The following is a 26,296-nucleotide window of genomic DNA, read 5'->3' as shown; positions in this document are numbered from 1 at the left end:
CCACGGCAAAAGGCCGTGGTTCTTTTTTATGAATAACGTTAGAAGAACCATAGTGCGAAGAGTGTTGATAACAGTAAGCCAATCATAACGGGTATAAAACAGACCCGAACAATTTCTTGAGCGGGAACTTTTGAGACCCCTGCAACTGCCACAAGAGAAGACCAAGCAATTAGTGTGCCGCCTCCAACCCAAATGGCGCCCATCTGCCCAATTGCTGCTAATGTTACAGGATCAATGCCTGAAACAGGACCAAGGGCACCTGCTAATGCGCCAGTAAGGGGTAGCCCTGAAAAGCCTGAGCCATCAAGGCCAGTGACCATACCAATAAGCAGAATACCGAATGCTGTCCACCCTCCCGATTCAGGAATAAAGTGCTGTCCTGCTGTGACAAGCTCAAACAAAAACGCTGGTGACGTATCTGTTTGCAGGATTGAGGAAGAAAAGTCACTGCTCCCTAAGAAGAAAAAACCAGCAATCGGGATAACCGGACCCATGGCACGAAAAGCAAATAAAAATCCATCAACCAGGTGATCGCTAACCGAATCAAAAACGTTCTTCGGTTGATAAACGAAACTGGTGAGGAGAAGTAAGAGCAAGGCGAGCCCACCAACTAAAGCAGCTCCTGCGCCACCTTCCAGTGCTAAGTCTGTAAAGAACGCTGTGTAAAGCATATAGCTAACAACGATGAAAAAACATAAGGGAACAAGAATCGCGAAGAGCTTTGACTTCCATGTTACGATGACTTCTTTTGCTTCTTGCTGACGCCCTTTCATCCACTTTTCGAGGTGATGATCGTCTTTAGGTTTAATTTGCCGCCGAAAGAATAGGTAAGCGAATAAAAGGGCGGTGATACCTGTAATGAGGGATAAAATGAGCGCTTGATCTGCGACAGCTTGCACGTCTACCCCTGCAGCAGTTGCACTAAGCATGGGTGCGATTTGAATCATATAGTCTGAAGATAAGGCCATTCCTTGACCAGCAAGAACAATTGCAGCTGCCCCAGCAAGAGGTGGAAGCCCTGCTCGAATGGCAACCGGTAAGAGAAGGGCACCGACTAGAGGAACAGCAGGCGTTGGCCAAAAGAATAAAGAGATCATATAGGTAACGAGTGCAATAATAAGATACGAAATCGGGCCGTTGATCATGACTTTTCCAATTGGCTGAATCATTTGCTTGTTCGCTCCAATTGATTCGAGCCCTTGTAAAAGAGCAGACATCACAGCAATAATGAGAAAAATACTAAAAAGCTCTCCAGCAGCAACGAGGCTTGCGGTAAAGACGGTTTGGACACCAGTAGTTAAAGAACCCGTATAAGCAAGACCTAGTAGAAAGGTCATAAGAATGGCTGGTACCACAACATTTTTTCGAATAAGCATGGTGCCAATAATGAGTAACACACCTATAAGATAAAGCCAGTGAGGAAGCGTCAACACCCTTCATCAGAGTCCTTTCTAAAATAAAGTTGATGCTGTAGCGTATGCGGTAGCCTAAGGAAGAGTGCGGAGGTAAGAGGGGAAAAGCGTCGGTTCATAAAAGAGAGAAATAAAACTAGATTTAATTAGTGAGATTGTGCCCTTTTTGAAGCTCTTTTCACAAATCATACGTATGTTAATAGAGAATAGAGAAAGCGAGGGGTTCGTATGTATGAGGTTTATGGGTCTGATGGAGATTGGTTCTTTACTGTATTTCCGGTTTTATTCTTTATCGTTTTTGCCATCATTTTAATGGTCTTTATCGGTGTAGCCTTCAAAGGGTTACGAGAATGGAATCACAACAATCAATCACCCAATTTACGAGTGATGGCGACACTAACGTCTAAGCGTATAGATGTTAGTCGACGCACTTCCCATCGTCATGATCATCCTTCGAGCCACTCATCGACTACGTACTATGCTACGTTTGAATTTGATAGCAGGGATTGAATGGAGTTTTCGGTTCCAAATCGAACATATGGATTATTGACTGAAGGGGATGTTGGAGAACTGAATTTTCAAGGTTCAAGGTTTTTGGCGTTTGGAAGATATCGTAAAGAGAATGGATAGGAAACACAGCTTATCGTTTAACTACTTACGCGAGTGGAGGAAAAAAAGAGCCCGAAATTAATCGGCCTCTTTTTTTATGAAGAGTCTTGCCATCACATTTTGAATGAGCTGCAAGCCAACTTCTCCTGATTTGCTTAAAATTGATTCTGGGTGAAATTGAACCCCTGATATCGGTAAGTGTTTGTGCTGAACGGCCATTGGAACGTGATCGTCTGTTTCTGCTTCTAAGCGTAAACAGTCAGGCAGTTCTTTGGCATAAATCGAATGATACCGACCAACATTAATGACGGCGGGGAGACTTGTAAACATCCCGTCTCTTTGATGAACCGTCACTTCCGACTGTTCCCCATGGCAAGGTGTTTCAAGCAAGCCAAGCTCACCTTCAAAGTATTCTACGATTCCTTGAAAGCCGAGGCATACCCCGAAGATAGGGATTTGCTTTTCTACACAAGAAGCAATCGTTTCGCTTAGTTTAAAGCGCTCTGGAGTACCAGGGCCAGGAGAAAGCACAACGAGATCGTAGTGATACTTTTCTAGAAAATCGAGGGCATATACGGATCGCGTCGTGGAAACCGTTGCGCCTGTTTGTTTAAAATAGCTTCCTAACGTATGAACGAAGGAATCCTCATGGTCCACAATGAGGACATGTTTCTGATTTCCTGGCTGTTGTGCGACATAAGGTGTTTTTGGTGTTTGATTTTGTAGCGATACAGCCTCGGCTAACGCTGAAACTTTTACGAGTGTTTCTTCTTCTTCCTCTTCTGGATCGGATGTGTGAAGAAGGGTTGCACCGACTCGCAGTGTAGCCGTGTTGTGTTTAATCGACGTTGTTCGTAGCGTTAAACCTGTATTTAAATCGCCGTTAAACGCGTACCAACCAACTGCACCTCCATACCAACCCCGAGGCGTTTCTTCATTTTTTTCAATCCAGCGGAGTGCTTCAATCTTAGGCGCGCCTGTGACGGTAACGGCCCACATATGCGTCATGAACGCATCTAAGGCGTCGTATTCTTCCCGCATCTCGCCGATAATGTGATCAACAGTGTGGAACAGTCGGGCGTATGTCTCCACTTGTCTACGGCCAATCACTTCGATTGAACCAGGTAAACAAATGCGTGCTTTATCGTTTCGGTCAACATCTGTACACATCGTTAACTCGGTTTCATCTTTTTTTGAGTTAAGAAGCGTTTTAATGTTTTGTGCATCTTCTAGAGGGTCTTTGCCTCTTCGAATTGTTCCAGAAATAGGGCAAGTCTCGACCTGTTGCCCGTTCACGCGCACGAACATTTCTGGCGAAGCACCAACAAGATGCTCATCTCCAAGGTTGATAATAAACCCGTATGGACTTGGGTTAATCTCTCGAAGCTGTTTGAAAATGTCTGTCGGTGCTAAGGAAAGTGGCTTTTGTAGCACTTGTGTAGGTACGACTTCAAACAAATCACCTGCATGAAAAGAAGGAATGGCTTTGCGGACTAAATCTGCGTAATATCCTTTTTTATAAGGTGATTCTTTGCCCACTACATTCATATTATAGGGAGTTTCTGTCCCGGTTCGCTCTAGGGATGCTGTGGACGCTTGTTTTGTTTGAAATTCATACGACAACGTGTAGGCAATGGCTAAATGGTGATCCACAACCGTTATTTCGTCTGGTATATATAAAACGACATCTTGTTGATCTTCAGGGCGTTCTTTTGCTTTAGCAAGCTGTTCAAATTGATAAATCAGATCAAAGCCGAATGCACCGTATAAGCCAAGAAATTGATCCTCTTCAGAAGAAAACAGTTCTTTTATCGCTCGAATCACTTGAAAGATCGAAGGTTGTTTTGTGCGGTCTTCTTCATTTTGTATGGATTCTCCTAGTGGAATGGAGCCATCTATATAACTTTCTTGGTTCGTGAAATTTTGAATATAAGGAATGTCATTTTTGGAAAAATGTGTACGAATTTCATTTAAAAGAACGTTGCCACGCTCATTAAGTGCGCGGATCGTATAACGGTCAGCCGAATACGTTAGTTCCAGCGGAGGGCGTAGAAATGCGACGTCCCACCTTGAATAACGACCAGTGAATTCAAAGCTACTCGAAAAAATCGCACCCTTTGTGGTATCCAGATGGGGCAAGATGTCCGTTTCTATTTTTGATGGAGACACGGCTTGTATGTGTCTCGTGACATGAAGTTCACTATCGGTAAGATACTGCTTCGATTTCTCTTTTGTTTTAAGTGTGGCAAGAATACTCACAACAAAAAACCTCCTTTGTATACTTGGGTATACAGAGAAAGCATCAGCAAATAAAAGGGACTAGTACCCTTCGTCTTCATTTTTTGCTCTACTCATCTCTGCTCATCTATCTACACTCTGCTCATCTCAACGACACGAGCTCCCCCGTGCTTGTAACACATTTTATTACAGCTCTCAAGGAAACACAAGAACTCATTTCTAAAAAAAGACTTGCCATGAACAAAATTGTTCGATATTATAAATCGTAATAATTACGATTTGAAAAAGGAAGGGTGTCTTTTATGAAAAAAATTCCTGTTACTGTTCTAAGTGGCTATTTAGGTTCAGGCAAAACCACATTGTTAAATCATGTTTTACATAATCGCGAGGGTCTTAAAATTGCGGTTATCGTGAACGATATGAGTGAAGTGAACATTGATGCAGAACTTGTAGAAAAGCAAGGGAGTTTTTCTCGTATTGATGAAAAACTAGTTGAACTTTCAAATGGATGTATTTGTTGCACGTTACGTGAAGATTTGCTTGTGGAAGTTGAGCGACTTGCGCGACAAGGGGATATTGACTACATCTTAATTGAATCATCAGGCATAAGCGAGCCAATTCCTGTTGCGCAAACATTTAGTTATGTTGATGAAGAACTTGATATTGACCTTAATCAATTTTGTCAGTTAGATACAATGGTAACAGTTGTAGATGCGAACCGGTTTTGGCATGACTTTGAATCAGGTGAATCTTTATTAGAGCGAAAACAAGCCGTCGGCGAAGAAGATTTTCGAGAAGTTGCTGATTTGCTGATCGATCAAATTGAATTTTGTGATGTGTTACTTTTAAATAAATGTGATTTAGTTTCAGAAGAGCAGCTTCAGCGTCTAGAAGGAGTGTTAAGGAAACTTCAACCAGAAGCACACATTGTTCGAACAACTCAATCGAAAGTAGACCTTCATGTCATTCTCAACACTGGACGATTTGATTTTGACCGTGCAAGTGAATCAGCTGGATGGTTAAAAGAACTAGAGTTGGGGCATGAAAATCATACACCAGAAACTGAGGAATACGGCATTTCGTCTTTCGTGTTTGAACGAAATCGACCCTTTCATACTGAACGGCTGGATCAATGGTGCGAATCTATGCCACTATCTATTGTGAGGGCCAAGGGCATTGTCTGGTGTGCAACAAGAAATGATGTAGCCTTACTTTTTTCTCAAGCAGGTTCAGCGGTTTCAATTGAACCTGTTACCTTTTGGGTGGCAGCATTACCAGAAGCTCAGCAGCAACAAATTTTAAAGACAAATCAAGAAGTAGCTCAAAGTTGGGATCGGCAATTTGGGGATCGACATACGAAAATCGTTCTGATTGGGATCGACATGGATAAAGAGCAAATTACGAGCGAGTTAGAGGCCTGCTTATTGACAGAAGAGGAATATCATCAGGATTGGCAAGGCTTACCCGATCTATTTGATTGGGTGATCGAACAACGAACATAAAAAAGTCCCTTTGCACAAGCAGAGGGATGAATCCTCAAAGAGAGGAAAATAAGGGGATACATCCAATTTAAGACAGAATTCATTTAATCGTCAATTGGGAAAATAAAACGTCACAATTTGGGACAATCTATTCTTAATTCATTAGATTGGAAGGATGAACTGAATTGAGTCATTTTACTGGAAAGACAGTACTGATTACAGGTGGTGCAGGTGGAATTGGCATTGCTACGGCTAAGGTGTTTAAAGAACATGGCGCCAATATTGCTCTTGTTGATTTAAAAGAAGATGTATTAAAGAAAGAAGCCGAACAAGCGGGTTTGTCTGACGCATTATTGGTAAGTGCAAATGTCACGAATGAAGATGAGGTCGAGGCATTTGTAAAGAAAACGGTTGAGACATATGGTCAAATTGATGTGTTTGTTAACAACGCTGGCATTAACGGAGATTTTAAGACGATAACAGAAGGTACCGTTGAAAACTTGATGAACGTGTTAAATGTGAATGTAGCAGGTGTGTTTCTTGGCTTGAAACATGTGATGAAACAAATGATGGAGAAAAAATCTGGTGTCATTGTAAACATTGCTTCAAACGGTGGTTTGCTTGGCGCACCTGGTATGAGTGCATACGTGGCGTCAAAGCATGCGGTTATTGCTCTGAATAAAACCGCTGCACTTGAAGGAGCCGAACATAACATCCGCTCGGTCGCGGTCTGTCCATCTGGCGTTGATACACAAATGATGAAATCCATTGAAACAAACAGTATGCCTGGCGGTGAAGCTGACGCAAGAAAACAATTTGAAGCATCTGTTCCTCTTAATCGCTACGCTAAACCAGAGGAAATTGCAGATTTAATTAAATTTCTTTCGTCAGATGAAGCTTCGTTTATTACAGGGTCTTATTACCGAATTGATGGTGGGCAAGGGGCCACATCTGTATAAACAGCAGAAATTAAAAAACTCTTTATGGATGAGAAACGAACATTCATAAAGAGTTTTTCTTATTCAATGATTGGTTTTGCCTTCAGGTTCTACGTGAACATGCACATCTATGGTACGGTGCTTTTCTTTAATTTGATTTTCAACGGTTGTGGAAACATCATGTGCCGCTGTAAAAGAAAGGGAAGGGTCTAATTGAATGACGAGATCTACAATTAAATTGCTTCCATAATAGCGGGCTTTTACGTCTTTGACTTGATTCACTTTGGAAACCGATAAAGCAGTTGCTTTTAAGTCATCAAGTGCTTGATCATCGACTCCGTCTGTTAGCGATAAAGATGATTTTGAAAAGATGCCCCATGCGGTATGACAAATAATAAATCCGACGACAAGTGCTAGGAGTGGATCGAGCCAAGGCAAACCAAATTGAGATCCGATAATGCCGAGTGTTGCTCCAGCACTGACTAACGCATCTGATAAATTATCTTTTGCCACTGAATCAACGGCGTGACTGTTGATTCGTTTTGCAAGTTTTTTATTGTATGAATAGACGCCAAGCATCACAAAAAAACCAAATGCTCCGACCCATGCTGCAATCGTATCAGGAGGCTCGGATGTTCCACTAAAAAACGATGTGAATGCATCGATAATTACTTGTATGCCAACGACCATGATGATGAAGGATGCGACGAGAGCGGCAACGGTTTCTGCCTTCCAATGGCCGTATGGGTGATCCTTATCTGGCGGCTTTTGCGATACTCGTAATCCGATAAGCACCGCTATGGATACAACAATATCGGTCACGTTGTTCAACCCATCGGCTCGTAAAGCAACAGAACCTGCATAAATACCAACCGTTAGTTTTAATATGGCTAAAATCACGTACGCAACTAAACTAACTTTAGCACCACGCTCTCCTTGCTTTAGCTCACTGTATCTTTCCTCCATACTTCGCCTCCTACAAAACAGTAGTATGACTATACCAAGTGGCTTCCATGTGGGTCTACAGAAATCTTTTTTGGCTTCCCTAAAGTTATTGCCTTATCGGAATAAAATTGCCCAAGGGAAAGTCGTTGATATAACAAGCTTTATCTACGTTTTTTATATAAATACCAGGCGAGAAATGAAACATTTTTGCGAAAAAAATATTTTTCCAATCTAACTGTAGAGACATGAAACCATGAAAACTTCATGCGAACTACACATTTTTTTAGTAGAATAAAAAGAAGAGTTCGAATAAGAGAGGAAGATCATGGTGAAAGTGAAATCGCTTTTATTGGGATTGGTACTTGTTCCTTTGTTCCTTAGTGCTTGTGGTCAAGACGAGGAAGGGCAATGGGACGTGCCCGATCTAGTTGATGTCGATATACAGGTTGAAGAGCATATACCAGCCCATTCTGAAACGGAATTACGTGCGTATGTATCTCAAGGTGAAGAAGATGTAGATAACGCAGACGAGGTTGTTTTTGAAGTTTGGCGTAATCAGGAAAGAGAGAACGGTGACTTAATCGAGGGAACGCTAGATGCGAACGGTGTCTATACGATTCCTTATTCATTTGGAGATGACGGAATTTACATCGTGCAAACCCATGTTACCGCAAGAGACTTGCATGTGATGCCGACCCAAACGGTGATTGTAGGGGATGTACCTGAAGATGAGGTTGAAGCCTTTCATAATGCAGGGCATTCAAATACAGACGATGAAGAAAGTCAATTTGAACACGGTGAAAATGAATAATAAACAACCCCTCTTTTGCCCATGAAGCGTAAAAGAGGGGTTCGTTTTAAGTTAGCTGATTGTCCAATGCGTACCTGTAACGTTTACTGTACCTTGATTTGCAAATGTTTGAAACCCAGTCGATTCTTCTTGAGGAAAAATCCTGCTTGTAAAGACCACTTGGCCATTGTTGGCAAAGATTTCAACCGAAGAAGTATCAACAAAAAGCTGTAAAGAAGTGAGTTTTTCTCCATGTAATGAAACCGATCGAGTTGTGCCATATTCTTGAGCAGGAACCTCTCCAGATTTGCTTCGATCAAGGGTAAGCATGTTGGTTGTTTGATCAAACGTAAGCGTCGTTTGTTCTGTCTCGCTTGTTCGAAGACGAATGCCATAATTCAGCGATTCAATCGAGCTGAATTCAAGCTTGATCTCATAGGCAGTTCCGGCGTCAATCGCTGTCTCCCCAGTAGAATGCTTGAATGCTGTGCGCTTGCCCCGACGTTTTTCTAATTCTTTAACAGGTTTTTGAATGAGCGTTCCGTCAGCTAATGTGACTTCCCGAGGCAACGTTAAACAGTGTGCCCAGTCGTAGCGGTCTGTTGGATAATGAATATCAGGTAAGCCCATCCAACCGACGACAATACGCCTACCATCTTTTGCTTCAGTTGATTGTGGCGCATAAAAATCAAAACCAGCATCGAGCTCGTGAAAAGACTCATGATGGAATGCGCCTGTTTTTAAATCGAGCGGATTGCCAATTAAATAACCTGTTTGATAAATGTTTTGATAAAATGTTCCTTCTGCCTCCACGCCCTGAGGCGAGAAGATAAGAATGCCTTTTCCATCTAGCTCAAAATAGTCTGGGCATTCCCACATATAACCGAAATTTGCGTACGTCGTGCTTATCTCACCAATGAGCTCCCAGTTGAGAACGTCACTCGATTTATAGAGCAACGCACAGCCTGTAAGCGAGTCTCTTTGAGCACCGATTACAAAATAAAAGGTGTCCCCATCTTTCCATACTTTTGGATCACGAAAATGTTCTGTATACCCTGCAGGTGAATCAGCGATAAGAGGGAGTGGTCGTTTTTCAATGGACCCGTCTGAATTCATAACGGCTAAAGCTTGATTCGGTACTCGCTCCCACTTCTCCGTCCGTTGATTGCCTGTATAGAGGAGGTGGAGTTTGTCATCGTGAACAAATCCACTTCCTGAGTATGCGCCATGACTTTCATAAGGAAGATCAGGCTCAATTGCTAATCCCTGTTCAGTCCAAGTAGCTAAATCTTTCGAGACGACGTGATACCAATGCTTTAATCCATGAACCGCTCCATATGGAAACCACTGATAAAACAAATGATACATGCCATCGTAATAACTAAAGCCATTCGGATCATTTAATAGACCAGTAGGCGGCTGGATGTGAAAGGTTTGTCGCCAAGGTGAATGTGCAATGGTTTCGGTTAACGCGGTCTTTTCTTCCTCAGTCATCTTACTATAAGGACGATAGCGTGCTTCTTTAGTCCATTCCATACAAAATCAGCCTCCCGTTTATGCGTTTTCGATTTCTGCTTTCTTTTTATCACTATAGCCAAAGAACCATGTGAGTCCAAAGGCTACACCAGCTGCAATCACGTTAGTAAGAATGTAAAGCAATAATTGACCATCAAGATAAAGAAGGGTTCCTGGAATAACAGTAATGGCCATACCTGTACCTGCCAAACCAACCAGTGATGCGAAAAACCCACCAGCGCCACCACCGATTAACCCCATAACAAAAGGTTTTCCATAGCGTAAATTCACCCCGAAAATGGCTGGTTCTGTAATGCCTAAAAAGGCAGAGAATGATGAAGGTAACGCAAGGGCCTTAAGTTTCTTATGACGCGTTTTTAAGCCGACAGCAAGCGCTGCGCCTGCTTGTGCAGCAATAGCCGCGGTAATAATAGCATTAAATGGATTTGCGCCAAGCTGATCCAACAGTTGTACTTCTAAGAAATTAAAGATATGGTGTACGCCTGTAATAACAATAAGCTGGTGGAAGAAGCCAATGACTAATCCGCTAATTCCAAACGGTACTTCAAGTAAGAAAAGCACACCGCTCATCACGATGCTTTCAACAGCACCGAACACAGGACCAATGACAAAGAGTGCAAGAGTAATCATAATTAATAACGTGAAAAACGGCGTCATAATTAAGTCTAGTGCTTCTGGAACCCGTTTACGAATCGCTTTTTCAAGTTTTGCCCCAAGGAACCCAGCAATAAACGCTGGTAATACGGAAGCTTGGTAGCCTGACACATCAATAAAACCAAAGAATGTAATCGGATCAGCTGATCCATCACCAACAGCCCATGCATTTGGAAGGGCTGGATTGACAAGCATAAGTCCTAGCACAATGCCAATGACAGGACTTCCGCCGAATACCCTAAACGCCGACCAAGCAATGAGTGCAGGTAAGAAGGCAAATGCTGTATCCGTTAAGATTTCAGTGAAAAGGAGGAAGTTGTCTGGAATCGTTTCAGGTGTTAAACCAACCCAGCTTAATACTTGCTCTTGCATAAGTAAGCCTCGAAGTCCCATAAAAAGACCTGTTGCAACAAGAACAGGGATAATGGGAACGAAGACATCACCAAATGTTCGTATCATTCGTTGAAACCAATTGCCTTGATTTTTGGTTTCTTGTTTTTGATCTTCTTTAGAAGAACCAGTCACACCGATCTTTTCAATTTGCTCGTAGATTTGATTGACGGTTCCTGTTCCAAGGATAATTTGATATTGTCCAGAGTTGAAATAAGCCCCTTTAACTTTATCGATGTCTTCCACTTTTTCTTTCTCTATTTTCTCCTCGTCATAGACCATGACCCGAAGACGAGTCGCACAGTGAGCGATGGATTTGATATTATCTGATCCACCGACAGCGGCAATAATTTCTTCTGCAATCTTACGGTTATTCTTCAAAGCAAGACACTCCTTTGTGATAAATAAACACTATGCATGCGAGGCACGACAAACCAATTCAGTCTCAAAACGAAACGCTTTCTGTCGTGGTTGTCCAGCATGAATTTGTTCTAATAATTCTTGTGCGGCCGTTGTACCAATCTGTTCAACAGGCTGTTTAATAACGGTAAGGGGAGGAGAGGTGATTTCTGCCCATTTATAGTCATCAAAACCGATAAAAGCAATATCGTGTGGAATTGAATACTGAAAGGATTTCAAATAGGTCATTGCCCCAATGCTCATTAAGTTATTTGCAACAAAAAGTGCGGTTATGGCTGTGGTTTCAAGTAAGTGTTCGCACCCCATGTAGCCACTTTCAAACTTTGAATCGCCATTAAACACCAATGCTTCGTTGTATGGGATTTGATGATGGGCTAAAGCAGCCTTATAGCCCGCTGCCCGTTCCTTTGTTGTACTTAATGTATCAATTCCTGTAATCAGACCGATTTCTCGGTGGCCACTTTTGATTAGTTGTTCTACCGCTTCTTGCACACCTTTTTCATTATCAACAACAATTGAACTTCTCGGTGTGTTTTGTGGAAGGCGGTCAATTAATACAACCGGCATATCCGCAGGAATATCATCTGAAATCTCATTATAGTTCTCCGCACTCGAAGCGATAATTAAACCGGATACTTGTTGAGAGATGAAGGCTTGAATTTTTTTTTGCTCAATTTCAAGGGATTCATCGGTGTTTCCAACTAAAAGCTGATAGGCGTGTTGCCCGAGTACAGCTTCAATTTCTTTCACAACCGAAGTAAAAAAATGGTTTCCTATATCAGGGACGATTAATCCAATCGTTGACGTTTTTTGACTACGTAGTGTTTTGGCAGCGAAATTTGGCGTATAACCAAGGTGTTTCATCGCTTGCTGGACGCGTTTTGCTGTAGACTCTGCTACAAAACGTGTGCCGTTCAACACATGGGACACGGTTGCAGTGGAAACGTTTGCTTCCTGCGCCACATCTTTAATGCTGACACGGGCCATGCTGGTCATCTCCTTTAACTATTCATTGACGTAATCGTTTACGTAACCGTTTACGTGTATACTATAACGAAAGTATCCAGGATGTCAAAGGATTCATTAAAAATGAGATTTTACAGATAAATAAATTCCTTAATAGGTAGTAATATTTTTTACGAATGATAATAGAAAGATTGTTTGTAACATTCCTTTTATTAAGTGGCGACGACTCCCACGGGAACAGCACGTGTCCGAAGACAATGGAGCGTTTTTGCGGAAATGGCTGAGGCCGTGCCCGGGGAAAGCGTTCGCCATATTACGTCTAACTCGAAATATGGAATTGACTCAGATATTATCTGAATAAAAAAGCTGCCCCAAGAAATTTGGGACAGCTATTTATTACTGTTTGTACAGAAAGTAGAAGAAATCGCAATTTTCATTCCTTACCGGCTGTGCTGAAGGAATCATCACGCTCTATCATGAGCGCAATGATCACGGCTAATAGTCCGGCTACAAGCTTTCCAATCATCATTGGAACAACCATGTGCTGCTCAATACTCGCAACAAAGCCAAGGTGACCACCGAGGACGAACGCGCCTGAAACCATGAAAGACGTCGCAACCACTTTGCTTCGAGTCGTCATGTCTTTAAGTAATAAGAAAGCCGGTATGGCATGGGCGAGAGAGGTCACAATGGCAGTAATCGCATACCCATCGACGTTTAACCATCGACCAATCGTGACAAAAAAGGGCTGCATCCCTTTTTTTAATACTGCCACTAGCGGGAATGCTCCAGCTAAAACAACTGCAATAGTGCCGACAATCATTAAGCTCTCTTCAAGCGGTGCTAGCTGAGTAAAAGCGCTAATTTCGGTAATGTGTGTGATGCCAGCTATAGCTAAGCCTACGACGCCAATGATTTGAATCCCTTTCCCAAACATAAGAAATGTTTTGATCGAACGTTTTGGCTGAAAACGTAGTGCGAGAATGACGATGATTGAAAACAGAGTAGGAATAATAAGATTGCGAATCATCATCTCTGGGTTAAAACCTGCGAAAAAGCCACCTAGAAAGCACCCGATCGGAATCGTGCTCAGGCCTATAAGCATTCCTTTCGCTAATGCGGACTGATCGCTGTTTTCAACCATCCGCAAGGCAATCGGAATCGTAAAAACAATTGTTGGTCCAAGCATAGTGCCTAAGAAGACCCAGGAAAACAAACTGGCTTCATCGTTTATACCCATCTCTTGTGCAAGCGCATAGCCACCCATATCAAGTGCTAAGATCGTATTAGCAAAAGAGGCAGGGTCGGCACCGAGATGGGTATAGAGCGGAGTAATTACAGGCGTAAGCCACTGCGCAACAAGTGGTGCAAGTGTAATAATGCCGACCATTGCAAGTGCAACTCTTCCCATACTCATAATTCCGTTTTCAAATTCGGCCCCTAGCCCAAATCGATTGCCGATGCACCAGTCGAAAGCACCAACCGCAAGAAAGAGAGCGAGTAGAATCATAATCCATTCATTTATTGTCATGTGTGTGGTCCAATCTCTTTTTCTCTAAACATATCAATTTAAAAAAGTTTAGACAACTCCGTTTCTAGTTATGTCTCGATAATTTCAATGGTGTAATAAAGAACGATTGAACCGACTGTTTCTTCATGATCATCAAGCCACTCAAGATGAATTTGATGGATGTATTCTCCTGGTGTTGATGTGTTGTGAAGATCATCTACATTAATATGAGTTGTAGAGAGAGGTGTTGCCGCATAATAATTTCCGCGATGGCGATAGCTAATGGAATGATGGGAGTCAAACTGGTTGAGCAAATCTTGGTCTTCATTTTGAACGGTTATGGTATCACCCGGATACATCTCAATTGAAGGAAGATCCTCTACCGCTTCTGTTGCACTCATTTCATGAGTCACATCGTCTCTGCATGACGTTCCCCAGCATAGAAGCTCATACTGCAAATCCGACTGTGCTTCTCCATTTACGAGTAACGAAACTTCTGGGGGCTCGTCAGGTAATCCTTCTACTAGAGGAGATTCGTAAGTTTGCTCAAGAACAATATCATCTTCAACGCAGCTTGCTAAGAGAAACGTTAAGGTCATAAAAGAAGAAATGAACAAGATCGTTTTATACATGGCGAACGTCCTTTCTAAATGGAAACATTATTGGACATCAGTAGGTAATACATTGCTAACTTTCCATTTAACATGTTGTGAGCCTTATCATGGAGACCCTCCTCGTTTTTACTTTTCCGTACCCGGTTTAATCAACGATTACACTTTTTTACAATTGATTGAATGGCATAATTTACTAATGATTGTTTACGATCAATAGCACCGGCCTTATTCAGAAAAAACTTAACGACTCACTGGTGAAAATAACCAATTGAAGTTTTTTTAAATTTTTTATTGAAATAGGTTTAAGTAAGGGGAGAATGGGCTATTTAATTTACAACAGATCATAGGCATGCCTAAGATTTGTTTCTCCCCCCTTCCTTAATGAATATACACACTGAACCGCACTTCCCCCTTGAGTGCGGTTTGCTCTATGTCCTGAATTAAACGTGCTAGACGCACTTTTATTGCAATTTAAAAACGAGACAAGTACACTTATTCAGTAGAAACTAGAAGAAATGAAGTGATGGGGTTGCCATATTTACGCTTTACCGGTTTTTCAACGGAAACATTACAAGCGCTTGCACCAGCAATCATAGATGTGTTTACTGAAATTGTGCACGTTTCAAAAGAAAAGGTAAAAATAGAACGGATTATGTCTGAGCCGATTGCAAACGTCCCTCTCACACTTGAGATTCGAATGTTTCCTAGAGATCAGGATGTTCACGATGACATTGCAGAAACCTTTACCGCTTTATTCCAAGAAGAAGGGTATGATCATGTACACATTTACTTTCTTCTCTTGTCACCAGAACGCTACTATAAAAATGGCAAGCCCATAAAGCGATCCATTAAACAATAATGACGATTAAAAAAGTGATGAGGAATCACTTTTTTTTGATTCGTTGACTAATATTTTTAAAAGCGGGTATGTTGCTAGTACATCTAAAAAGAAAGAAAAGCTGTATGTCACAGCGCACACTTTAGACAGAGAGAAGGGAAGTGGCGTATGAAAGACTATGGATTTATGGTGTTAGGTACGTTTTTCTTTGCGCTTTCGGTTGCTGTTTTTGCGATGCCGAACGGGCTAGCGGAAGGTGGTATACCAGGACTTTCTCTATTGCTTTATTTTGGTCTTGGTTGGTCACCAGCAATTGTTACCTTAGTGGCAAATGGACTTGTTTTGTTACTAGGCTATCGTTATTTGCCTCGTTCGATGATTGTGAAATCAACCGTTACGATTCCGCTGTTTTCGTTGTTTTTATTTTTACTTGAAGACGTAGCAGGACCGGTCAATGATCCATTACTAGCTGCCTTATATACAGGGGTGTTCACTGGAATTGGATTTGGCTTTATTTTTCGCTCTGGGAGCACAACTGGCGGATCATCGACGATTGCGCGGATGCTTAATTACAAGTTTGGCTGGGAATTAACAGGTACCAATTTTATTCTCGATGCGGCCATCGTTGTTGCAGGTGTATTTGTTATTGGTCCTGTGCTGACGTTATATACCGTTGTTGCGCTCTTTATTGGGAAGAAGGTGACGGATTATGTGTTAGAAGGCTTTGAGTCAAAAAAAGTCGTGCATATTTTTTCAAACCAGCATCAAGCGGTTGCGAAAAGCATACGCAAAAATTTAGGTGCCCATACGACTATTCTTCAAGGGAAGAATGATGAAAGCGGTATTGATGAAAATTTGATTTACGTATCCGTTGCCAAGCAGCAGTTATTCTACTTGAAAAAGCTTATTCGTGATATTGATGATGACGCATTTACGGTTGTTCATACGGTTAAAGATGTTAGTGGCGGTTCGTTTACTAAAGCCCATTATCCAACGCAAAAAACGTTTAGTAGTCCGAAAAAGGAAAAGCAATACTACAAAAACCGAGCAGAGGAGTAATCGATATGGAACGAAAATCAAGAAGAGAACGCTGGAGACAACACCGTCAATTAATGAGTCGAGTCAAACGGTTATGTGATTGGAGACTAGAAGAAGAGCCTCGTGTAAAGCGATAATAGGTTAGAGCACACCTCAGAATGGAGGCAGTGCTCTCTTTTTTTTGTTAATCATACCCTCCAACTGCATCTGGTAATTGTTGATAGGCGTCTGATGGAGTAAGCATGTCCTCATACACGTTCTCGATAAATTGTTCCCATTGGTCAATAGCGTCAGTCGAACATTCTGAATCCCAATTCACTCTATACGCTTCACCCTGAGCAACGAAATATAGGTCGTACTGTCTGTAAGGAATCGTGCAGGGGGCGCGGGCGCTTTCACTCTCGCTAGGAAGTTGAAGTACATGGTTGTCGCGAAACTGGTTATAAAAAGTGGCCATTTGCTCGTCGGTCCATTCAAATGATATGGTTTCCGTACCTGCTTGCACCAGATCTTTTGTAAATGTCTGATCAAATGTATTGATCTCGTTTGTAGGCGATTCGCCGAAACCGTATAGTAGGTGAAATTGAAAATCGTCTGGTTGCTCCTCTGGTAATGAAGGCTGCTGCGAGCAAGCAACTAAAAAGGTCATCATAAGCAATGCAAACAAGTACTTGAAAGAATTTTTATAATAGGAAGTAATAGTCATTTTTACGAATGATAATAGCAATATTGGTTGTAACAGTTGATGGCGTCGACTTCTACGGGAACAGCACATGTCAGAAGGCAATGGAGCGTTTTTTGCGGAATGGCTGAAGCCGTGCCAGAGGCAAAGAAGAAACTGTGGAGGCAATTGATAACGTAGTGCAAACGGATGTCGTGCTTGTGCCTGTGGTGAAAGCGTACGCCATATTGACTCATATAAATACTTAATGAAAATCCATCCCTTCATCATGTTTGATTGTATTGTACACTAGGTGGTAGAGCAAAAGAATGTTAACTGAAGGACTTTAACAACTATTCTCATAAATAAAGTGATTAACCTCAAAGGGTAAACAGGAGGGAAACGATGACGACTGTTATTTTAGCGGAAAAGCCTGATCAGGCAAGAAGTTACGCCGCTGTTTTTAAACAAACAACAAAACAAAAAGGATATATTACGATAAATGATTCCCGCTTTTTTAAAGGGGAAGCGATTATGACTTGGGGAATTGGCCATTTAGTAGAGCTCTGTTTACCCGGTCATTATAAAAAAGAATGGAAGCGCTGGAACTTAGCAAACCTACCAATTTTACCTTCAGAAGTAGAATTTCAGGTTCCAGCAAGTAAACAAGAACAATTCCGAATCGTAAGAAGTTTACTTAAGAAAGCCTCGCTCATTATTATTGCGACGGATCCTGACCGAGAAGGGGAAAACATCGCCCGTTCAATTATGAAACAGGCTGGTGTTCGAAGCGATGTGCCAATCAAACGACTATGGATTAATTCTCAAGAAAATGATGTCGTCAGGGAAGGTTTTTTGAATCTTCAACCCGGTGAAAAATTTGAGCCAATGTACGAAGAAGCAAAAGCCAGGCAAGTGGCGGATTGGCTTGTAGGTATGAATGCGAGTCCCCTTTATTCGCTCTTATTGCGAACGAAAGGGATTCAAGACACGTTCTCAGTTGGACGTGTACAAACACCTACGCTGTATTTAATTTATTTGCGCCAGAAAGAAATTGAAGCGTTTGTTTCAAAACCATTTTTTGAATTGAAAGCGAAAGTGGAGGCGGCAGCAGGTACATTTCAAGCAGCCTATAAACACCGTTTGAAAACAAAAGAAGACGTAAGCACCCTTATGGACAAGCACGGAATTAAAGGGAAGACGGCTAGTACAATTGCGGAATTAGGGAAGAAAAATAAAGAGATGCCATCGCCGCTGCTCCATAGCTTGGCAACATTACAAGCGAGCGCCAACCGAAAATGGAAATACAGTCCGTCAAAAGTATTAAGCGTGGTGCAAAGACTTTACGAAAAGAAGTGGTTAACGTATCCGCGAACAGAATCCAACCATATTACAAACGCAGAGTTTACGTACCTTCGAAAACAAATAAATCAGTACCAGCAGCTTATGGAACAGCAATTTGAACCGGCGTTTTTATTTCCAAGAAAGCGCTATGTGGACGACGCGAAAGTACAGGAACACTATGCGATTATCCCAACAAAAAAAGTGCCGACTCCGCTTCAGTTAGAGAAGTTGAAGCCAGATGAAAAGAATCTCTATCTTGAAGTATTACGAACAACTTTGGCTATGTTTGCACCAACGTATAAGTACGAAGAAACAAAGGTAACCGTTGATATTAATGGCTTACCGTTTCATACAACAGGAAAAGTCGAGCAAGACATAGGGTGGAAAGTGTTATTTCCCTACACGCCTACCAAAAATAAAAAAAGCGATGAACCACCGGTACTACCTCCTTTGCAACAAGGAGAAGGAGTTATGGCTACTGTTAAAGCAACAGAAGGGAAGACTCAGCCTCCACCCTTGTACACAGAAGGACAATTGATTCCTTTAATGAAAACCGCAGGAAAGTTCGTAGAAGATGAGGAAGAACAAGCTGTTTTAAACGAAGTGACGGGGATTGGCACAGGCGCTACACGGGCAAGTATTATTGAGACGCTTAAGAACCGCGAGTATATGACGATTAAACAAAACAAAGTCCATGTAACGGAAAAAGGACGGATTTTATGCCAAGCTGTAGAAGGCAATCTTTTAAGTAAAGCAGACATGACGGCACAATGGGAGCTTTTTTTACGGAAAATTGGACAAGGAGAGAAAGATGGGGCCACGTTCATTGGCAACATTCACGCGTATATTCATCGCTTATTAAAGGATGCGCCTGGTCATTTACAAACGTTGTCAATCGACACATCTGCGATCACGGAGTCGGATCAGTCAGGTGTCGGACCATGTCCACTTTGTGGTGGGGCAGTCCTAAGTCGAGGACCGGTCTATGCATGTTCGAAAGCGAAGGAAAACAGCTGCAAGTTTGTTATCGTCAAAACGCTTGCAAAGAAAAAGTTAACCGACGCAACCGTAAAGCGTTTGCTGACAAAAGGCGAAACGGCTCCACTAAGAGGCTTTAAAAGCAAACAGGGCAAATCGTTCTCAGCAGCACTCACTCTAAAAGAAGGGAAAATTGAGTTTGATTTCACGAAAAAGCCAACCTATCGAAAAACGAATGGAAAACGTCCAGCAGGAAAACGCTCGTCAACAAAATAAAAACGGAGGTCAAAAAGCCATGAAGAAGACACATCAGACAGCCCCGCACTACAAATGGGGAGAAGACTGTGATGGGTGGCGACTGGTGGATCAGGCAGAACTTAGTGTGATTTCGGAACAGATGCCGCCTCTAACAGAAGAAGTTCGTCACTATCATCAGTTTGCTAGACAGTTCTTCTATGTATTAAAAGGCACCCTTACCATTGTCATAGACGGGCAAGTCACGAATCTCTTAGAAGGTGAAGGCTATGAAGTCGCTCCAACGATCCCACATCAAGTGCAGAACCGTTCGAATGAGAATACTCATTTTCTCGTTACGTCACAGCCATCAACAAGAGACGATCGAGTGGAAGGATGAAACAAAAAGCAGGCAGTCTTCTTAGAGAAGACTGTTTTTTCATTAAACCCTTTGTTTTAATGCTGCAGAAAACTGCTGGGCAAAGCGACGACATGCTTCCTCTTCAGCTTCGTTTTTAGGTTCAAATTCATTTTTTAAACTGTCGCAAATGAGGGTAGCGCCAGCTTTTTGTAAGGTCACTTCAAAAAGATTCACAGCCTCACAGTAGGCAGGATAAATGCGGTCTCCTGATCCGAAAACGGCTGCAGGCATTGCCGTTAAATCGAGTGTAACAAGTTCTTCTTCAAATTCTTCGGCTTCATAAGGTAGATCACCATCTCCCCATGTATAGCTACCGAGAATAACCCCATCAAAGTTGATCAATTGGTCGACAGAATACCCATCCATCTCTTCCATTACAACATCAATGCCTTCTTTTTCGAGTTCTTGTTTTATTAAAATGGCCATATCTTCCGTGTTCCCAGACATGGAAGCAAAGACTAAACAAATTCGCATATAGTTCACTCCTTATAGGGATATGTATGATATTAAATGATATTGAGAATCATTTTCAATTACTTTTTTTAAAAAATCTCATTTCTTGAATTGAAAGGCGTAACATGTACATTTATTTTTTCGGCTAATTTGACACTATTTCGAGGAAGGTTAATGTGGCGACCCGTCTAGCTTATTGAGCTTAATGATTGAAAGGAAAGACTCAAAACAAGTTGGGAAACAAACAGCTTCATTGAAAAAAGTTGTAAAAATCTCAAACAAATAATTGACAATGAGATTCATTCTCAATAATATTAAGTTAAATGAAATTGATTCTCATTATCGTTAGGGGTTTTAAGCGTGAAAATTCAATCGTTCTTATTAGGGTTATGTGGGCTCATGTTGGTTGGCTGTCAAGCAACTGGGGCAGATACTGAGGAGAAAAGCCATGTCGTAACTGATTTTGCAGAGCGAGAGGTTTCTTTCAATAATGAACCTGAGCGTATTGCAGTATTAGGTAATGGAGAGTTAGATATTGTGTACGCGCTAGGGAAAAACGTAATTGGGAGACCATCCAGTCAAGATGTTCCCGTTGTGCAAGAAGCCGTAGAAGCCGAACAAGTTGGCTCCTATCATGAAGTCGATACCGAGCGCTTAACGCTTGCGCAACCGGATGTGGTATTCGCAAATGATCCAATGAATCAAAAAGATCTCTCGGCTATTGAAGGGACAGGAGCGGAGGTTGTCTTAACAAAGGCTAATGCGATAGAAGACATTAAAGACCAGATTTCTCTAATTGGCGAGGTTGTACAGGAAGAAGCGTCTGCAAATCATTTGATTGATGAAGTAGAGTTGGTTGAAGCTGAGATGAAAAATGAGCCTTTACATAAAGAAACAAAAGCCTTGCTCATATACGGTGCTCCAGGCTCAAATCTAGTTGCTCTACCAAATTCTTTGTCGGGTGATATTTTAGAAGCGGCAGGAGGATTAAATATTGCGGCAGACTTTGATCAGCTACAAGATTATCCTCAATATGCGGCGTTATCACCTGAGCGCATCATCCAGGCTGATCCAGACATTGTTTTCTTTATGGCACACGGTGATCCGTCAGCTATAGAGGAAAGTTTCGTACAAGAGATGGCGCAACATGCAGGCTGGTCGCAATTACCTGCTGTAAAAGAAGGGAACATGGACGTGTTACCAGCTGATCTATTTGGCACAAATCCAGGGAGTCGAATTACGGAGGCCATCTCCTATATGCGTGAGCGCTTAGAAGAGGTTCATAGTGAGTGAATTAACGATTCTTGTAAGAAATCGAAGGAGAAAGCTATTAGCAATCATCCTACCGATTTTTTTAGCCACTTCAATGATTGCAGGCATCTTTTTTGGCGCAATACCGTTTACGTTTTCTGACTTAGTTGGTGCGTTTCAACAACAAGGTGAGGCAAATGCGCTGATTTTGTTTAACGTTCGGCTACCAAGACTTCTCGTTGCAGCTATGGCTGGTGCATGCTTAGCTGCGGCAGGAGCGATTTTGCAAGGTGTAATGAAAAACCCACTCGCTGATCCAAGTATTATTGGCGTGACGGCAGGGGCGGGATTAGCTGCCAGTGTGGCGATGGTTGCATTACCGCAATTTGGTTTTTTAACACCAGCTTTTGCTTTCATTGGAGCCTTTCTTGCGGTGCTCTGTATTTATGGGCTTTCGTGGGAGAGGGGGGCTTCACCGTTAAAAATTATTCTTGCTGGAGTTGCAATTAATGCGCTGTGTGGCGCACTGCAAAGCGGAATTATGATTCTTTACAGTGATCGCGTTCAAGCGATTTTGCCGTGGCTAGCAGGAGGGTTTCAAGGGAGAGGATGGTATCATGTTGAATTTGTTTGGCCCTATGTCGTGGGCGGCCTTTTTCTAACGTTGTTTGCCATTCGTCCTCTTAATCTCTTGTTATTAGGCGACAATACAGCAAAACTTCTCGGTGCACCTGTTGAACGTATTCGTTTTTCACTCATTTTGCTTGCAGCGCTATTAGCTGGAGCGGCAGTAAGTGTTGCGGGACTTCTTGGATTTGTAGGTCTTGTTGTACCTCATATGATTCGTTTACTTATTGGCAGTGATTCTCGGTATCTCGTTCCATTTTCGATTGTCGGTGGAGCAGCGCTGGTTGTGTTCACAGACTCATTAGCAAGAACTGTCTTTGATCCGATTGAACTGCCAGTAGGGATTTTGCTCGCTTGTCTAGGCGCACCATTTTTTCTCTATCTTTTAAAGAAAAATAACATTCGATTGTAAGTGTAGCAATTAAAGGAGGTGACATTGTAAAGCGCACGGTCCAAAACATTTTGAGGAGGAATATTAATGATTATTGTTGCAAATAAGACATTCATTCGTAAGGGAGAAGGTCATAAGCTTGTTGAACGTTTTGACAAGATTGGCAAGATTGAGTATGCAAAAGGGTTTTTAGGCTTAGAGGTGTTAGTGAACTCAAAAGAAAAAGAACATGACGAAGTTACGATTAGCACGCGTTGGGAAGAAAAAGCAGATTTTCACGCATGGACCAAAAGTGAAGCATTTCGTGAGGCCCATTCAGGAAAAAATGCTCGTCCAGACTATATTGTTGGAAATGAGATTGAATTTTACCAGGTCGAGATTGTCCGTATGCCAATGCCAAGAAGTCAAGAAGCATAAAAGAAAAACGATATAAAGAGAGAAGGAAGAGATGCAATGAGAGGTCAATGGAAAAAGGTATGTCTTCTTTTAGGAGCTACCTTTTTATTTCTGTATATAGTCTTTCCATCAGTAAGTAAAGCAGAGTTAGCAGACGGTACGTACACAATTGATTATACCGTCATGCACGGTAGTGACCCATCGGCGTCTATCGCGAATGACTACTGGGAAAAGCCTGCAACGTTAACAGTTGAGAATGGTGAGATGACGACACAGCTTACCTTAAACAACAGCTCGTGGATTGTGGAGTATCAATCGCAAGCAAATGGACGTCTTTCAAATGTAGCTGTCGTTTCTGAAGATACAGCGGCAGATACACGCATTGTTAAATTTCCAATCGATGGAATTAACGAGATGACTGTGGCGAATATTCATGTCATTGTACCTGACATTAACTATGACCATGATTACAAAGTTCGCCTTGATTTTCATGAGAACACATTAACAGCTCTAGAGACTGCTACGGCTGAAGAAACTGAACATGTTGATGAAATAAAAGAAGACGAAGAGCCGCTGGAGGCAGCTCAATCGTCTAGTGACAACGACACCAAAAACGAACAGGAAATGAAAACAGAGAGGGAGGACAATCCACAAACAAATGATGGTGCACCCATTGCTTTACTTCTCAGTTTAGTCATTGTCAGTGCTATTGTACTCCTTCGCAGACGAGTAAAACAAGCGTGAATTTAGGAGGAGTAACAAAGTGAAAATTCATAACCGTATTGTGAATAGTGTGTTAGCATTTTTGTTAATTTTTAGCCTTGTATCCCCATCAGTTAGCTATGCAGCTACGGCAGGAAGTGCATTAGCGAATGGTGTGTACGATGTCCCGTTCACAGTGTTAAAAGAGGGATCTTCTGAAGCATCTGTTATGGATGGTTATACGAAAAAACCAGCTAGGGTCACTATAAAAGATGGAAGCTACCAAATCGATTTCACAATGACCAATAGCAGCTGGTATAAAGACTTTACCGTTGAAGGAGAGAAACCGGAAGTCATCTCAGATAATCCTGAAGCTGGAGAGCGGACGGTACGTTTTACAACAAACGAAGAAACCGTAAAGGCTTGGGTTCATATTGTTGTTACAGGTATCCCTGGGTTTAATTACGATAACAGTTATAACGTAGACATAGCGTTTGACTATGAGGATGCAACACTCATTGAACTCGATGAAACGGAACAGCCAGAGGAAGAAGAACCTGAACAACCAGAAACGGAGCAACCAGAGGAAGAGCAGCCGGAACAGCCAGAAACGGAGCAACCAGAAGAAGAGCAGCCGGAACAGCCAGAAACGGAGCAACCAGAAGAAGAGCAACCGGAACAGCCAGAGGAAGAACAACCTGAACAACCAGAAACGGAACAGCCAGAAGAAGAACAACCGTCAACACCAGAGTGGAGTTCACTGGAAACTGGAACGTACAATGTCCCGTTTGCAGCGAAACATGCAACGGAGGACCGCGATTCTGCAATGAGCCGTTACCTTGTTAATCCAGCACACGTTGTCATTGATGAATTGGAAAGCACGTTAGCGTTAACCGTAAAAGAAGGCCATCAGATTACGGATCTTGTGTTGTCAAGTGGTGAAGTCGTAGAAGCTTCTTCAGTTGTAGACAATAATGAAGAAAATACGAGAACCTATACATTTACCCAAAAAGAATTGCACAATCCGACTGCGGCAAAAGTTTCCATGCGTGTTGAAATGTCAAATGGAATGGTATATGAAAACACACAAGATTTTCGATTGGTGTTTGATTTAAATAATGCAGAAAAAGTAGCGGAAGTACCTGGGACACCAGATCCTGAAGAACCAGAAGTACCTGAAGAACCAGAAGTACCTGAAGAACCAGAATTACCTGAAGAACCAGAAGTACCAACACCAGAAGAGCCTCAACAACCTGAGGATCCAGCTGGAGATGAACTTGTAAATGGTCAATATACAATTGATTTCAGCATGTTAAAAGCTGGGTCTACTGATGTTTCTGTTATGGATAGCTATACAGAAAAACCAGCAACCGTTTATGTGAAGGATGGTACGTATACAGTTGATTTAACGTTACTTAATGAGAGTTGGTATCGTGATGTAACAATTAATGGTGATCAACCAGAGGTTGTTCGTATAAATGAAGAGGAAGACAAGCGCGTTGTGCGTTTTCATGTCTCAAGTTTAGAAGATATCGCTGATGTATGGGTTCATATTCGTGTAGATAGTATTCCTGGTTTTAATTATGACAATCAGTATGATGCAGATCTTGTATTTGACTATGAATCTCTTACACTCATTGAAGAAGATCATCTTCCGGGTCCAATTGATGAGGATGGAAAAGGAAATCCTGGTGGTGATGGTGGAGAACTGCCCAAGGAAGAAGAAAAACCAAAAGATGATGACAATGGAAATAAACCAAACGATCCCAAGCCAATTGATGAAGATGAGCTTGTAAATGGTGAATATACAATTGATTTTTCAGTCTATAAAAAAGGGACGACGGAGCATTCTGTGATGAATGACTATACCAAAAAACCGGCATCTGTTTTTGTTGAAGATGGCTTGTATACAATTGATCTTACATTAACCAATAGTGATTGGTATGAAGACCTAACGATTAATGGAGCTCGTCCGCAAATCGTTCATGAGGATCGTGCAAAACAAGAAAAAACGGTTCGCTTTGAAACCGATCAACTGTCAGAAGCAGTAGATGCATGGGTTCATATTATCGTGACGGGTATTCCAGGTTTTGACTATAACAATCAATACGATGTTGATATTCAGTTTTCTCCAGAGAGTCTAACATTAGTTAAAGCAGAGGAAGGGCCTTCGCCGATTACAGGTGATGGGAGTAACGATGATAACCAAACAGGAGACGGTGCGGGTAACAATCGGGATCATAATAAGACGGACGATCAAGATCTAGCCTATGATCGCCTTCAACATGTTGATCATAATGGGAACTCCACAGACATCCAACAGCAAAATCCACAAACATCGGATCATTCACTAGTGAGTATGTATGTGGCTATGCTTCTCCTTTCATTATCGTTCTTTGTATGGAAATGGCAGCGGTCAAAACAATTGACGCTTAAACAGGAATAGAAAGAGGGATTTG

Annotated in this window: 22 protein-coding genes and 1 pseudogene; 13 read left to right on the top strand and 10 right to left on the bottom strand. The window is 41.9% G+C overall.

From position 1 onward, the window contains the following. Nucleotides 1–38: 38 nt before the first annotated feature. Nucleotides 39–1,376 carry a hypothetical protein gene (locus tag ABC361_RS17275; protein ID WP_413075797.1) on the bottom strand — a complete coding sequence of 446 codons (1,338 nt, stop codon included), beginning with the start codon at nt 1,374–1,376 and terminating at the stop codon, nt 39–41. Between the two features lie 264 nt (nt 1,377–1,640). Between ABC361_RS17275 and ABC361_RS17270 the strand changes: the two are divergent. After that, a pseudogene (locus tag ABC361_RS17270) lies at nt 1,641–2,042 on the top strand (DUF2500 domain-containing protein). A 57-nt stretch (nt 2,043–2,099) separates the two neighbouring features. Here the strand turns inward: ABC361_RS17270 and ABC361_RS17265 are convergent. After that, entirely contained in the window at nt 2,100–4,280 is a 2,181-nt protein-coding gene (locus ABC361_RS17265) for an anthranilate synthase component I (protein WP_413075087.1), read from the bottom strand. A gap of 281 nt (nt 4,281–4,561) precedes the next feature. On the opposite strand from ABC361_RS17265, the gene ABC361_RS17260 reads away from it, so the two are divergent. Next, nucleotides 4,562–5,761 carry a GTP-binding protein gene (locus tag ABC361_RS17260; protein WP_413075086.1) on the top strand — a complete coding sequence of 400 codons (1,200 nt, stop codon included), beginning with the start codon at nt 4,562–4,564 and terminating at the stop codon, nt 5,759–5,761. 164 nt (nt 5,762–5,925) lie between these two features. Continuing rightward, nucleotides 5,926–6,699 (top strand): SDR family NAD(P)-dependent oxidoreductase, encoded by a 774-nt coding sequence (locus ABC361_RS17255; RefSeq protein ID WP_413075085.1) that lies wholly within the window; start codon nt 5,926–5,928, stop codon nt 6,697–6,699. 63 nt (nt 6,700–6,762) lie between these two features. Here ABC361_RS17255 and ABC361_RS17250 read toward each other — a convergent pair whose 3' ends face one another. Beyond that, entirely contained in the window at nt 6,763–7,644 is an 882-nt protein-coding gene (locus ABC361_RS17250) for a cation diffusion facilitator family transporter (protein ID WP_413075084.1), read from the bottom strand. Nucleotides 7,645–7,948: 304 nt separating this feature from the next. Between ABC361_RS17250 and ABC361_RS17245 the strand changes: the two genes are divergently transcribed. Continuing rightward, nucleotides 7,949–8,434: a FixH family protein gene (locus tag ABC361_RS17245; RefSeq protein ID WP_413075083.1), complete on the top strand. Its 486-nt coding sequence runs from the start codon at nt 7,949–7,951 to the stop codon at nt 8,432–8,434. Between the two features lie 51 nt (nt 8,435–8,485). On the opposite strand, the gene ABC361_RS17240 is transcribed toward ABC361_RS17245, so the two are convergent. The 5 genes from ABC361_RS17240 to ABC361_RS17220 form a co-directional block, all read right to left on the bottom strand. Next, nucleotides 8,486–9,949, bottom strand: coding sequence for a glycoside hydrolase family 32 protein (locus tag ABC361_RS17240; RefSeq protein WP_413075082.1), 1,464 nt, complete (start codon nt 9,947–9,949; stop codon nt 8,486–8,488). A gap of 18 nt (nt 9,950–9,967) precedes the next feature. Continuing rightward, nucleotides 9,968–11,374 (bottom strand): sucrose-specific PTS transporter subunit IIBC, encoded by a 1,407-nt coding sequence (locus ABC361_RS17235; RefSeq protein WP_413075081.1) that lies wholly within the window; start codon nt 11,372–11,374, stop codon nt 9,968–9,970. 30 nt (nt 11,375–11,404) lie between these two features. Then, the gene (locus ABC361_RS17230; RefSeq protein ID WP_413075080.1) at nt 11,405–12,400 is read right to left on the bottom strand and encodes a LacI family DNA-binding transcriptional regulator; all 996 of its coding nucleotides are present in this window, start codon (nt 12,398–12,400) and stop codon (nt 11,405–11,407) included. 412 nt (nt 12,401–12,812) lie between these two features. Further along, nucleotides 12,813–13,910, bottom strand: a complete 1,098-nt coding sequence (eutH, locus tag ABC361_RS17225) for an ethanolamine utilization protein EutH (protein ID WP_413075079.1) — start codon at nt 13,908–13,910, stop codon at nt 12,813–12,815. 68 nt (nt 13,911–13,978) lie between these two features. Then, on the bottom strand, nt 13,979–14,521 hold the full coding sequence (locus tag ABC361_RS17220; RefSeq protein ID WP_413075078.1) for a hypothetical protein: 543 nt from the start codon (nt 14,519–14,521) through the stop codon (nt 13,979–13,981). 505 nt (nt 14,522–15,026) lie between these two features. Between ABC361_RS17220 and ABC361_RS17215 the strand changes: the two genes are divergently transcribed. Both ABC361_RS17215 and ABC361_RS17210 read left to right on the top strand, forming a co-directional pair. Beyond that, nucleotides 15,027–15,362: a DUF1904 family protein gene (locus tag ABC361_RS17215; RefSeq protein WP_413075796.1), complete on the top strand. Its 336-nt coding sequence runs from the start codon at nt 15,027–15,029 to the stop codon at nt 15,360–15,362. 147 nt (nt 15,363–15,509) lie between these two features. Continuing rightward, nucleotides 15,510–16,400, top strand: coding sequence for a YitT family protein (locus tag ABC361_RS17210; RefSeq protein ID WP_413075077.1), 891 nt, complete (start codon nt 15,510–15,512; stop codon nt 16,398–16,400). 163 nt (nt 16,401–16,563) lie between these two features. On the opposite strand, the gene ABC361_RS17205 is transcribed toward ABC361_RS17210, so the two are convergent. After that, complete coding sequence (locus ABC361_RS17205; protein ID WP_413075076.1) at nt 16,564–17,031, bottom strand: hypothetical protein; 468 nt, start codon at nt 17,029–17,031, stop codon at nt 16,564–16,566. Between the two features lie 414 nt (nt 17,032–17,445). Between ABC361_RS17205 and ABC361_RS17200 the strand changes: the two genes are divergently transcribed. After that, on the top strand, nt 17,446–19,638 hold the full coding sequence (locus tag ABC361_RS17200; RefSeq protein ID WP_413075075.1) for a type IA DNA topoisomerase: 2,193 nt from the start codon (nt 17,446–17,448) through the stop codon (nt 19,636–19,638). A 19-nt stretch (nt 19,639–19,657) separates the two neighbouring features. Further along, the gene (locus ABC361_RS17195; RefSeq protein ID WP_413075074.1) at nt 19,658–19,996 is read left to right on the top strand and encodes a cupin domain-containing protein; all 339 of its coding nucleotides are present in this window, start codon (nt 19,658–19,660) and stop codon (nt 19,994–19,996) included. A 42-nt stretch (nt 19,997–20,038) separates the two neighbouring features. On the opposite strand, the gene ABC361_RS17190 is transcribed toward ABC361_RS17195, so the two are convergent. Then, nucleotides 20,039–20,491: a flavodoxin gene (locus ABC361_RS17190; RefSeq protein ID WP_413075073.1), complete on the bottom strand. Its 453-nt coding sequence runs from the start codon at nt 20,489–20,491 to the stop codon at nt 20,039–20,041. Between the two features lie 339 nt (nt 20,492–20,830). On the opposite strand from ABC361_RS17190, the gene ABC361_RS17185 reads away from it, so the two are divergent. The 5 genes from ABC361_RS17185 (at nt 20,831) to ABC361_RS17165 (ending at nt 26,283) form a co-directional block, all read left to right on the top strand. Further along, complete coding sequence (locus ABC361_RS17185; protein WP_413075072.1) at nt 20,831–21,763, top strand: ABC transporter substrate-binding protein; 933 nt, start codon at nt 20,831–20,833, stop codon at nt 21,761–21,763. Continuing rightward, nucleotides 21,756–22,760, top strand: a complete 1,005-nt coding sequence (locus ABC361_RS17180; RefSeq protein ID WP_413075071.1) for a FecCD family ABC transporter permease — start codon at nt 21,756–21,758, stop codon at nt 22,758–22,760. Before ABC361_RS17185 ends, ABC361_RS17180 begins: the two co-directional genes overlap by 8 nt. A gap of 66 nt (nt 22,761–22,826) precedes the next feature. Continuing rightward, complete coding sequence (isdG, locus tag ABC361_RS17175) at nt 22,827–23,156, top strand: heme oxygenase (protein WP_413075070.1); 330 nt, start codon at nt 22,827–22,829, stop codon at nt 23,154–23,156. 36 nt (nt 23,157–23,192) lie between these two features. Continuing rightward, nucleotides 23,193–23,879, top strand: coding sequence for a heme uptake protein IsdC (gene isdC / locus ABC361_RS17170; protein WP_413075069.1), 687 nt, complete (start codon nt 23,193–23,195; stop codon nt 23,877–23,879). Between the two features lie 19 nt (nt 23,880–23,898). Continuing rightward, complete coding sequence (locus tag ABC361_RS17165; protein ID WP_413075068.1) at nt 23,899–26,283, top strand: NEAT domain-containing protein; 2,385 nt, start codon at nt 23,899–23,901, stop codon at nt 26,281–26,283. Nucleotides 26,284–26,296 lie beyond the last annotated feature (13 nt).

Origin of the sequence: Shouchella phoenicis (assembly GCF_047238345.1) — a bacterium.
Classification (GTDB): domain Bacteria; phylum Bacillota; class Bacilli; order Bacillales; family Bacillaceae_D; genus Shouchella.
This window is presented reverse-complemented; position numbering and strand designations above follow the sequence as displayed.